Origin of the sequence: Psychrobacter sp. Ps7 (genome assembly GCF_022129225.1) — a bacterium.
Lineage (GTDB): Bacteria > Pseudomonadota > Gammaproteobacteria > Pseudomonadales > Moraxellaceae > Psychrobacter > Psychrobacter immobilis_A.
On record NZ_JADQAH010000035.1, the window covers coordinates 26,260 to 37,450 of the forward strand.

Annotated in this window: 11 protein-coding genes; 4 read left to right on the forward strand and 7 right to left on the reverse strand. The window is 44.3% G+C overall.

Going from position 1 to position 11,191, the window contains the following annotated elements:
* The 4 genes from I3257_RS11170 to I3257_RS11185 all read left to right on the forward strand — a co-directional run bounded on the left by I3257_RS11170 (position 1) and on the right by I3257_RS11185 (position 3,317).
* Positions 1 to 501 carry a flavin reductase gene (locus I3257_RS11170; RefSeq protein ID WP_238049789.1) on the forward strand — a complete coding sequence of 167 codons (501 nt, stop codon included), beginning with the start codon at positions 1 to 3 and terminating at the stop codon, positions 499 to 501.
* A 77-nt stretch (positions 502 to 578) separates the two neighbouring features.
* Complete coding sequence (locus I3257_RS11175) at positions 579 to 1,412, forward strand: sulfite exporter TauE/SafE family protein (RefSeq protein ID WP_238049790.1); 834 nt, start codon at positions 579 to 581, stop codon at positions 1,410 to 1,412.
* 481 nt (positions 1,413 to 1,893) lie between these two features.
* On the forward strand, positions 1,894 to 2,214 hold the full coding sequence (locus I3257_RS11180) for a LysE family transporter (protein WP_346014817.1): 321 nt from the start codon (positions 1,894 to 1,896) through the stop codon (positions 2,212 to 2,214).
* 158 nt (positions 2,215 to 2,372) lie between these two features.
* A complete protein-coding gene (locus tag I3257_RS11185; protein ID WP_238049792.1) occupies positions 2,373 to 3,317 on the forward strand; it encodes an EamA family transporter in 945 nt (314 codons plus the stop codon).
* A 159-nt stretch (positions 3,318 to 3,476) separates the two neighbouring features.
* On the opposite strand, the gene truC is transcribed toward I3257_RS11185, so the two are convergent.
* The 7 genes from truC to ribH form a co-directional block, all read right to left on the reverse strand.
* Positions 3,477 to 4,247, reverse strand: a complete 771-nt coding sequence (truC, locus tag I3257_RS11190; RefSeq protein ID WP_238049793.1) for a tRNA pseudouridine(65) synthase TruC — start codon at positions 4,245 to 4,247, stop codon at positions 3,477 to 3,479.
* 184 nt (positions 4,248 to 4,431) lie between these two features.
* Entirely contained in the window at positions 4,432 to 6,276 is a 1,845-nt protein-coding gene (glmS, locus tag I3257_RS11195; protein ID WP_238049794.1) for a glutamine--fructose-6-phosphate transaminase (isomerizing), read from the reverse strand.
* Between the two features lie 247 nt (positions 6,277 to 6,523).
* On the reverse strand, positions 6,524 to 7,906 hold the full coding sequence (glmU, locus tag I3257_RS11200; protein WP_238049795.1) for a bifunctional UDP-N-acetylglucosamine diphosphorylase/glucosamine-1-phosphate N-acetyltransferase GlmU: 1,383 nt from the start codon (positions 7,904 to 7,906) through the stop codon (positions 6,524 to 6,526).
* A gap of 257 nt (positions 7,907 to 8,163) precedes the next feature.
* Positions 8,164 to 8,742 (reverse strand): phosphatidylglycerophosphatase A, encoded by a 579-nt coding sequence (locus tag I3257_RS11205; RefSeq protein WP_087813675.1) that lies wholly within the window; start codon positions 8,740 to 8,742, stop codon positions 8,164 to 8,166.
* A gap of 3 nt (positions 8,743 to 8,745) precedes the next feature.
* Positions 8,746 to 9,786 carry a thiamine-phosphate kinase gene (thiL, locus tag I3257_RS11210; protein ID WP_238049796.1) on the reverse strand — a complete coding sequence of 347 codons (1,041 nt, stop codon included), beginning with the start codon at positions 9,784 to 9,786 and terminating at the stop codon, positions 8,746 to 8,748.
* A 2-nt stretch (positions 9,787 to 9,788) separates the two neighbouring features.
* Positions 9,789 to 10,661, reverse strand: a complete 873-nt coding sequence (gene nusB, locus I3257_RS11215; RefSeq protein ID WP_238049797.1) for a transcription antitermination factor NusB — start codon at positions 10,659 to 10,661, stop codon at positions 9,789 to 9,791.
* Between the two features lie 222 nt (positions 10,662 to 10,883).
* Positions 10,884 to 11,191: 6,7-dimethyl-8-ribityllumazine synthase (ribH, locus tag I3257_RS11220; RefSeq protein WP_238049798.1), on the reverse strand; the 308-nt coding region annotated here is incomplete at its 5' end.

The window sequence follows — 11,191 nt, forward strand, 5'->3', positions numbered from 1 at the left end:
ATGATTGAAGCCACCGATTTTAGAGATGGTATGTCTTTGTTAACAACAGCGGTCAATGTTATTACCACAGAAGGCAGCGCTGGTACTCATGGATTTACCGCATCTGCGGTGTGTAGTGTCACCGATACACCGCCAACCTTGCTGGTTTGCATGAATCAGACATCTCGCTCACATGCCCATTTTATTGAAAATAAAACGTTAAGTGTCAATGTTTTAGGCGCACAGCATGAATCAATATCTAACGCTTTTGCCTCCAAATTGAGTTCACAAGAGCGATTTGAATACGGCTCTTGGTCACAACTCAAAACAGGCGCTCCCCTTTTAGAAGATGCGTTGGTCAGTTTTGATTGTGAGATTGAGGACATTCAGCAAGTGGGCACGCATAGTGTTTTCATGTGCCGAGTGGTCGCCATTAGACAAAGTGAGCAAGAGGAGAGTTTGGTGTATTTTAATCGTGCCTATTCTCGGGTTGGTCAAGTGGATCAAGCAGAAATCGCCTAAGTTGGCTTTTTAACTGATTGATTGTCACTGAACTAAAATAACCATCGTACTAACTCTACATAAGAAGTAAATATCCCGTGGAATTAATCGTTTTTTTAATCATAGGTGCGCTAGCAGGATTTGCTGCGGGGCTATTTGGTGTGGGCGGTGGCACAATTATCGTGCCATTATTATTCATCGTCTTTACGCAAATGGGTTACAGCCCTGACAATATCATGCATTTGGCATTGGGGACGTCATTGGCGACCATCATTGTCACCTCTATCAGCTCGCTCATGGCACACAATAAAAAAGGCGCAGTCATGTGGCCTGTCTTTAAAAATCTGGCACCAGGCTTAGCGATTGGCTGCTTTTTAGGGGCAGGGATTGCAGGGCAGATATCTGGGCTGTATCTTCAGCTCATTGTTGGCGTATTTTTGCTTTGGGTCGCCTACAAGATGTTTTTCGGTGGCAAAAAACAGGTAGCTAATCATGCTACCAATTCTAGTAGTACCGACGATGCTAATACACAACTGCCTTCGAAACCTAAGCAGCTCGCAGCAGGTGGGGTTATCGGTATCGCTTCTGCCATTTTCGGTATTGGCGGCGGTAGCTTAACCGTGCCTTATCTCACGCGGTATGGTGTTGTTATGCAAAAAGCCGTTGGCACCTCAGCAGCTTGTGGTCTGCCGATTGCCATTGCTGGAGCATTAGGTTTTATGTTTTTTGGGATGCAGCAACGAATTGATGTGCCTAACACCATTGGCTTTGTGCACATTTATGCCTTTTTAGGGATCAGTATCATGAGCTTTTTTACCGCCAAGCTAGGCGCGAAAGTTGCTCATATACTATCACCAGAGCTTTTAAAGAAATGCTTTGCGGTGTTATTAACGGTTGTAGGGTGTTATTTCCTGTATAAGGGATTGGTTTAAGTCTTTATATTGGCGCGTTTACACTGCAACGTTTAGATAGTTCAGAAGTCTATTATGATTGGTTCTGTTATATCAGTCTGTTTTAAGTGGTCTATTAATGGATTTAAAGGGTGAAGTAGCTGGTTCCCTCGGGGTATAGTCTTTTGTTTTTCAAAATGACTGTCCTTTCTAAAATAAGCATGGTTTGACATATAAATTAAATGCTAGAATGCCAACAAAAGCTTACTCTGGTAGTCGTGTTTAATGAATAATATTGCCTTATACGTTCTTATCGCCTCTGCCACTATTGCTAGCCCGGGCCCCGGTGTCATTCTAAGTATTACAAACTCCCTGACGCATGGTCGAAAAACAACAACTTATGGCATCTTAGGTATCTCTCTAAGGATGCTAGGCGTGGCTATTGTCTCAGCTACTAGTATTGGACTAGTGATTGCAACATCAACGAAAATGTTCTTGGCCATTCAATTAGTGGGCGCAATATATATTCTACTTGGGTTTTAAAATGGCCTTTGGAAAAAGAAAATCATTTGTCCTAGAGTCTGATAGCAACTTAGAGGTTAGCAGTACAAGTGCTGGTAGGTTATTCAAAGAAGGTTTGCTAACCTCCCTTTCTAACCCAAAACCTATCTTATTTTTTATGGCTGTATTTCCGCAATTTATCGATACTGAACAAGCCTATCTTTCTCAATTCCTGATTTTAGCTTCAGCTTTTTGCCTGTTGGTCTTACTGATCCATTTTTGCTACGCAGAAGCATTTGCTTTAGCCAGTCGATATCTATGGAAAGCTCAAGATAATCTATAGTTAATTACAAAAATAGGCGGTGCAATATTAATGCTCATTGCCGTTCTATTGTGTGTAAGTGTGGTGCTCGCTCTCTAAAAGCATCCTATGGTTAATACGAGATTGTCATAAAATTTTTTTAAATATAATAATCAGCCATAACTTCCTAGGCCAACTACATGACTCCTATATACACCGCATTGGCTGTACTGGTTACTTTTATTTGGGGTGTAAACTTTACCTTTATTGCATGGGGACTTGAAAGCTTTCCACCGCTAATGCTCACCGCCCTGCGTTTTTTCTTTACCGCTGTGCCACTGGTTTTTTTTCTAAAACCGCCCAAATTTAACCGTACATTACTTATCTATGCTATCGGTACGTTTGTCATGCAGTATGCTTTTGTATTTACTGCCATGCACTTAGGGGCATCAGCAGGATTGACGGCATTATTGCTACAAATTCAAATTTTTATTACCGTATTGTTGGCGTATTTTATACTGGGTGAGGCAGTGAGTCGCATGCAAATCATCGGTATGCTGGTCGGTGTGCTAGGGCTTAGCGTCATCGCGTTGAACCTTGGTGGTGATATGCCTCTGGCTGGGTTTGTCTGTATTTTGATTGCTGCCATAGGCTGGAGCTTTGGTAACATTGCTTCAAAACAGGCGTCAACACAAGCGACGCAGCAAAGATCAGACGGGGCTATTATTTCGTCTAATACTGGAAGGAATAAGGCATCCGCGTTGTCTGCTCTCGCTCTCGTGGTTTGGGGTGGTCTGATCGCTTGCGTGATTTTAACGCTATCTTCTCTCATATTTGAGACCGAGGCATGGCAGCTGGCGACGTTTACCGAGGCATCGCTTAAGTCTTGGTTATCACTTGGGTTTATCGTGTATGTCTCAACGCTGATAGGATTTGGACTGTGGGCGCATCTGCTTAGTCAAAATACGGCTTCCAAGGTTATGCCGTTTGCTCTATTGGTGCCAGTATTCGGTATGACAACCTCAGTGCTGCTTACAGGAGAGGTCGTGACATGGTGGAAGATGCTGGCAATGATATTGATACTGTCGGGGTTGGTGATAGCGAATATAAAAATGAAACTGGGAAGAAAGCGCCAGCCAATATGATGTTAGCTGCTCTTATTCCTATAACAGCGCTTACGGTAAATAAAAATCCAAAAGCTCATAGCCGAAGATTGAAGTCCTTACTAGGGTATCGAACCTTCATATCTAGCATCAGTATGTCGACTTCTTTGATATGACTATCTAAGATAAAACCTACGCTGTTTAATCTTTAGCGCTGTCCACCCAAGAAAACTCTTCTAAGATACGCATCCATTGGTCATCTAATTTAGCTTTTAGCAATAATGGCTCACCAGTGACGGGGTGGCTGAGCGCTAAAGTCTGAGCATGCAGCAGCATGCGCGTACAATCATAGTGAGTACGAAAAAATCGTGTGTGACGTATATCACCGTGGCTAGTATCACCCACGATATGATGGAATACATGTCGCATGTGCCGACGCAGCTGATGCTTGCGCCCAGTCTCGGGTGTCAAGCGCACAAGACTATAGCGGCTCGTGTCATGCTTTTTTGATACGGCAAATGGTAACTCGATTTGTGCCAAACTTTGCCAATGGGTCACCGCCTCTTGAGCGGGTTTGTCCAAATCGGCAAACTTATCGGCGATGGCATCGGGTTGAAAGCTCAACGCATAATCAACGGTGCCTTGTTCTGACATATAGCCGCGCACCACGGCTAAATACTGCTTGGTAACTTTGTGTTCAGTAAAAGCCTCGCCAAGGCTGCGCGCCACGGCTGAGCTCTTGGCAAACAATAATACGCCTGACGTAGGCTTGTCTAACCGATGCACTGGAAATACATGGCAACCTACCGCATCACGGGTGAGTTGCATGGCAAAGCGCGTCTCGCCTTTATCCAGCCAACTGCGATGCACCAATAGACCAGCCTCTTTATTAATTGCCACCAGAAATTCATCTTCATAGATTATTTCTATTTGATTAGTGATCTGATTGGCGGTGTCGCTTTCGATATACATGTTCTCATTGTCCATACTGTAGATACAGTAATTATATAAGTGATTGAATTATATAAATTACTGATATTTTTCTATTTTGTTATTTACAAAAAATCCTTCGCTATCTTATTCGTACCAGATAGCGAAGGATTCGGTGTAAAAAGCAACTAATTAATGATAATATTATTAAAATCAAATACTTATGTTACTCAACAGTCACTGATTTAGCAAGGTTACGCGGCTGATCGACGTCTGTGCCGCGCATTACTGCGACATGGTATGACAACAGCTGTACGGGTACGCTATAGACGATAGGGGCAAGCGTTTCACAAACATCAGGCACATAGACCACATGTAATCTGTCTTCTGCGACCATTTGACTAGATTCACTGGCAAAAACGAACAGCTCACCATGACGCGCGTGTACTTCTTGCATATTGGCTTTTAGCTTATCAAACATGCTGTCTTTTGGCGCTAGTACGACGATGGGCATGTCTTTATCGACCAAGGCCAATGGACCGTGTTTCAGCTCGCCTGCGGCATAGCCTTCAGCGTGGATATAAGAGATTTCTTTCAGCTTTAACGCGCCTTCTAGCGCTATTGGAAACTGCAAACCACGACCTAAGAACAGGCAGCTCTTTTTATACTCAAAATGCTCACTCATGGCTTTGATAGGTGCATCGAGGTTTAAGCTGGCATGTAGTTGACCACGTAGCTCTTGTAATTGACCAAGCAAGGTACTCAGGTTTACGCCAGTCATGCGTTCTTGAACGACACCCACTTTTAAGACCAATAGCATTAAAGCGGCGAGCTGAGTGGTGAATGCTTTGGTAGAAGCAACACCAATCTCGGGACCAGCAAGCGTTGGTAAAAAGATATCCGTCTCACGTACCAAAGACGATGTCGGTACATTACATAATGCTAAGCTAACTAGACCTGCTGGCGTGTGCTTTTGAATATCACGTAGCGCCGATAACGTGTCTGCCGTTTCGCCAGATTGAGAAATACAAATGACAAGTGTGTTGTCGATGACGACAGGATTGCGATAGCGGAATTCACTAGCGACTTCAACGGAACAAGGCACACGAATAAGGCTCTCAAACCAATATTTTGCGACCAAGCCTGAGTGGTAACTGGTACCACAAGCGATGACTTGGACATGCTTAATGCCTTTTAATTGCGCTTCATGACGCTGTAAAAAGTCATCGCGCAGTTTAGACGGCTCATCGCTATCTACAGCCATCTCAACAGTACGGGCAACCGCGTCTGGCTGCTCATAGATTTCTTTGAGCATATAATGCTTAAACTCACCTTTATCCGCATTGTGCTGTGCCGCATCAATTTCATGTATCTGACGTTTTACTTCGACACCATCGGCATAAACCTGAATGCTACTGCGCGTCAATTTGGCGATATCACCTTCTTCTAGGTACATAAAGCGATTGGTGACCGGTAGTAGGGCTAATTGATCAGAAGCAATAAAATTCTCACCGATACCCACACCAATCACTAGTGGAGAGCCCAAACGAACAGTAATCAGCTCATCTGGGCAATCGATATGCAGAATACCAAGGGCAAATGCGCCATGTAATAACGGAATAACCGCACGAACCGCTTCTAGTAAATCAGGCGTTGTTTTGTAGATATCATTGATTAGATGAGCGACGACTTCGGTATCGGTCTGCGACGTAAATACGTAACCTTTAGCAATCAATTCTTCTTTTAACTCGGCATAGTTTTCAACGATACCGTTATGTACCACAGCGATTTTTCCTGATACGTGCGGATGGGCATTACGCTGTGCCGGCTCGCCATGGGTGGCCCAACGTGTATGCGCAATACCAATGTGACCATCGAAAAATTCAGGATTAACTGCCACAGCATCGACCAATGCTTGCACTTTACCCACTTGGCGCTCGCGATGAAGCTCGCCATCACGAATGACGGTCAGACCGGCAGAATCATAACCACGGTATTCTAAACGTTTAAGACCCTCAAGTAAGATACTAGCGATATTACGCTCAGCGACTGCTCCAACGATTCCACACATAACTATTCCTTAAATTCGATGTTTCATGTTTTGATTTTTAAAGGCTTCAATGTTTCAATGCTTAACCGCTCAAATACTTTGAGAGGCGATAATGTTCAGTCAATAAATAATAGAAATTCATACTGACAGAGCTTTTATACTGACAATTTTGACGTTATAAATATAAGGAAGCAGCATCACAAAAATTGTCATGCTGCTTAGTATTACTTCAATACATACTGTTCAAAATGCTTGTGATTGACCATTGCTATTTTAACTTTTTGGTCGGACGCTGAAAGTCGTTTTTCTGAGTTTGTCGTGCCCGTCCAAAGGCTAATGCTTTACTGTCGACGTCTTTAGTAATCACTGAACCTGCGGCAACCGTAGCGCTATCACCAATAGTCACAGGTGCCACTAAACTTGAGTTCGAGCCAATGAAGGCATTGTCTTCAATAATGGTTTGTGATTTATTGACACCATCATAATTACAAGTAATGACGCCTGCACCGACATTGACATCTGTACCAATGGTCGTATCACCGATATAACTCAAGTGATTGACTTTGCTGCCATGACCGACCGTTGATTTTTTAATCTCGACGAAATTACCGACTTTACTGTTGTTAGCCAATACCGTTTCAGGACGCAAATGGGCGAAAGGACCGACATCAACGCCAGCACCAATCTCAGCGCGATCAATCACGCAATAAGGTTTTATGTGACAGGCATTACCAATGTGGGCGTTTTTGATGACACAGCCCGCTTCGATATAAACATTGTCACCTAAGACACAATCACCCTCGAATACCACACCCACATCGACAAACACGTCTTGACCTGCAGTTAAGGTACCGCGAATATCAACGCGACTTGGATCAGCGAACTGTACACCGGCTTCTTGCAGGTCGGCAACTAATTTGCCTTGCCACGTGCGCTCTAAGCTAGCAAGTTGTTGGCGGTTATTGACGCCTTCAATCTCAAAGGTATGCTCAGGCTCAATCGCGACAATATTAATGCCTTCAGCGACCGCCATTTTAACGATATCCGTCAGGTAGTATTCTTGCTGCGCATTGTCATTAGACAGTTTTGGCAGGTATTTATGCAATAACGCATTATCGACGCAGTAAATACCGCTATTGATCTCTCGGATTTTCTGCTCATCAGCGCTGGCATCTTTTTGCTCGACGATGGCTTCGATGTTGCCGTCTTTGTCACGTTTGATACGACCGAGACCAAAAGGATTGTCTACGGTCAACGTCAACATCGACATGCCCTCGGTGTTAGCCGCTTGTAGCGTTGCTAATGTCTGGCAGCTGACTAATGGCACATCACCATAGAGAATCAGGCTTTGCCCTTCTTTGGGTAATTCCGACAGGGTCACTTTTACCGCATGTCCAGTACCTAATTGCTCAGTCTGAGCAACCCAAGTAATAGGCAGATGCGCATATTGAGCATTGATATCTGCTTGGACTTGCTCGCCACCAAAACCATGAACAATAATAGTGTCGTCAACCGTTAATTGATGACAAGTATCAAGGACATGACCCAATAACGACTTACCAGCCAATGTCTGTAGCACTTTTGGCTTAGCCGACTGCATACGCGTGCCTTTGCCCGCAGCGAGGATAATTACCGAGAGGGGAGTTGTCATAATAGCCTACAAATGTAACAAAATATAATTTAGAATTATAGCGCAAACCGTGATTTAACTAAAACGCTATGTCGTGATATCTTTGTAACTTACGTTGCTTGTCATGGGCTTACCATTTACTGGTGGCTTGCTAATAAATTGGCTATCGTCACAAACGCATTACTAAAAAAGCGGGAGAGTTAAAAAAATGATGGACTATAAACGACAATCGGTTATGAAAGACCGTCGCTTATATAAAAGCGAGGCTAATTTAACAATTAAAGGATGGTGGTATAAATAATGATCCAAACGGCTGCTGCCATGATACCTGCGATGATGTCATCAAGCATGATACCTAGGCCGCCTGCGACTTTTTTATCTGCCCAGCCAATCGGTGGTGGCTTAATAATGTCAAAAAAGCGGAACAATATAAAGGCGATAATAATGGCAACAATAGAAGAGGTTTGAGCGATATTTTGCCAAAAATTACCGTCAGCGATACCCATATAAGATAGCGGCAGTAGGGTAAGCCACATGCCTGCCCATTCATCCCAGACGATATGCGGGTTATCATGACCACCCATTAGCTCTGAGGTACGACCGCATATCCAACTACCAATCACACAAGAGAGAATGGTAATAATCAAAAATGGTACGAATCCTAAGCTTAGCAATGGTATCGCGACGATTAAGCCACCAACCGTGCCCCAAGTACCAGGCGCACGGCGCGGTAGGCCACTACCTAAACCTAACCCAAGCCAATAAACTACGCGGTCAAGCATATTGGCATTGGCGGGTAGCGGCGGGCAATCATTGGCTTTACGGATATCAGGCTTAGATAGGTTGTGATCAATCATGGGTTAACCTGCAAAATGTTGGTAACCCGTCAGATTGGGCCAAGTAGTAAAGGGGGCGGGATGGGTAGGTGTGATTGGCTGTCCTTGATAAAAAAGCTCTGGTGGTAAATTTTTGATAGAATCTGGCTCATTTACGGCTATGACTTCGCCGATACAGGTAACAGGCGTGTTGCTACTGTCATTAACAGGTGGTTCAATATGAGCAGGCAAAGTAAAAGCCAATTCATAATCATCACCGCCAGTCAGCTGGCACAACAAGCGCTCGGTTAACTCAGCGTTTGCCAATGCGTTGCTAGTAGGTAGCTGATCGAGATGAATGCGCATACTAACGCTGCTTTGTTGGCAGATATGACCAATATCTTGATACAGACCATCAGAGATATCTATCATCGCAGTCGCACCAATTTTTGCCAATGCTGCACCCAGTGCAATACGCGGCGTTGGCATATGTAGACGATGCGCAAGCTCAATACCGATAGCATTGTCAGGATTTTGTAGCGCATAAGCGGCATCGCCAAGCGTGCCTGAGACATAAAGTTTGTCGCCAACTTGCGCGCCTGAACGGTAGACGGCTGGCGTTTCTTTGGTGAGTAACCCTTGCGCGCTGATACTCAGAACTAAATTGTCGCTGCGCGTGGTATCACCACCAATAAGCGTCACCCCAAATAGCTGGCAAGCATGGAATAAGCCTTTAGCAAATTCACTTAACCAGTGCTCATTTGCCAAGCACTCAGGCAAAGCTAACGCCAATAGAATACTATGCGGAGTTGCACCCATAGCGGCAATATCTGAGACGTTCACTGCCACGGCTTTATAACCGATGGTAAATGCCAGCTTATTTACTTGCTCCCAGTCAGCGCTAAAGTGTCGACCTTGAACCAGCGTATCAATACAGCTGACTAATCGCGCGCCTGCAGGCAAGCTCATCACTGCGGCATCATCACCAATGCCTTTTTCAACACTGTCTTTGTCGACACTGCTAGACAATGACTGCGCAGCTTGCATTTGGGAGAATATACGCTCAATCAGCTCAAACTCATTCATAATTAGTCTTTGCTGTCTGCATCAGTGCGGTCTGTTTCAATCGCTTTTTTGCTCGCTTTAAAGTCACTAATATTGGCAGTAGCCTTACTAGCGCTATTGCGTTTGACAGTAGCATTATTGGCACTGATACGAGGCTTGTTTGAAGCAGTTAATTTTTCTTCAATGGCAGCTGTATCAGCACTATCTTCTATATCGGCATTACTTTCTGCATTGGTATCCGCTTTTATTGCAGGTTTAGCAGCCGCTTTTTGTGAGGTGCGTAAATTGGCTTTGCTATCTGCTTCTACTTCAATAGCACGTAGCTCTACCGCCATTTTATCAAGGACGGCATTAATCAATTTATGTGCGTCAGTAGCGCCAAAGTGATTATTCAGCTTCATCGCTTCATCAAGTACCACTTTATAAGGGATTTCTAAGCGGTTTTGTAGCTCGTAAGCACCAATTAAAAGAATAGCGTGCTCAACGGTGTCCAATTTATCAATTTCACGGTCAAGATGCTGAGAGATAAGGACATCTAGCGCCTCGATTTGCTCTGGAATATCACGCATCATTTCATGATAATAGCCAATATGTACGGTATGCATGGCATTGGTCGCGCGTGTACGAGCGGCGATATCGTGTGGGGCATTGTCTTTCCAGCCAAGCTTACCATCGATATCGAAGCGGCGGTCAGTGACGAGCCATTCGTATAGACCTTGCATCGCAAAGCGTCGCGCTTTACGGATAGCGGTGTGACTGGTCTTGTAAGAAGACTCACTCATATCGAAGATTTGATCACCCGCACTGCTGCTCGCGATGCGCGTGGCTTCAGCTTGTTTATCATTGGTTTGGGCGGTTTTCGCAGCGCTGATAGCGCGCTTGAGTTGGTCAGTCATAGGGGGTCTATACCTAGTTGCTAAGATAAAAAGTTTTTAAGATAAAAAGTTTTAAAATAAAATGTTAAATAGTAGTTAGCTGGCAGGCTTTGCCAGTCAAGTTTTGTAGCGTACTTGGTAACAGTCTTTGTAACCCTGACGCTGTGGCTCTCGATAAAACGAAAGCTCATAAGAACCACAGCGCTCATTAAATAACAAACAGCCTATCAAATGACGGCTTGATTAAGCATCTTCACTGTCATCTTCAATATCTAACTGTGATAGTACCGCAAGCATTTCTAGTACAACCATCGCCGCTTCTGAGCCTTTGTTACCCGCTTTCGTGCCAGCACGTTCAATCGCTTGCTCAATGCTGTCGGTGGTCAAGACGCCATTGGCAACTGGGATATTATAATCCATAGCTACCGAGCTTAAGCCTTTTGCAGATTCGCTTGCAACGAAATCAAAATGCGGTGTGCTACCACGGATAATCGCACCTAAAGCAACGATGGCGTCAAAGCGATCAGACTCAGCGGCACGTTGGGCAACCA

Excerpts from the sequence above, each read along its gene's own strand:
- I3257_RS11170 (WP_238049789.1), top strand. The coding sequence starts at position 1 with ATGATTGAAGCCACCGATTTTAGAGATGGTATGTCTTTGTTAACAACA.
- I3257_RS11185 (WP_238049792.1), top strand. The coding sequence starts at position 2,373 with ATGACTCCTATATACACCGCATTGGCTGTACTGGTTACTTTTATTTGG.
- truC (WP_238049793.1), bottom strand. The coding sequence starts at position 4,247 with ATGTATATCGAAAGCGACACCGCCAATCAGATCACTAATCAAATAGAA.
- glmS (WP_238049794.1), bottom strand. The coding sequence starts at position 6,276 with ATGTGTGGAATCGTTGGAGCAGTCGCTGAGCGTAATATCGCTAGTATC.
- glmU (WP_238049795.1), bottom strand. The coding sequence starts at position 7,906 with ATGACAACTCCCCTCTCGGTAATTATCCTCGCTGCGGGCAAAGGCACG.
- I3257_RS11205 (WP_087813675.1), bottom strand. The coding sequence starts at position 8,742 with ATGATTGATCACAACCTATCTAAGCCTGATATCCGTAAAGCCAATGAT.
- thiL (WP_238049796.1), bottom strand. The coding sequence starts at position 9,786 with ATGAATGAGTTTGAGCTGATTGAGCGTATATTCTCCCAAATGCAAGCT.
- nusB (WP_238049797.1), bottom strand. The coding sequence starts at position 10,661 with ATGACTGACCAACTCAAGCGCGCTATCAGCGCTGCGAAAACCGCCCAA.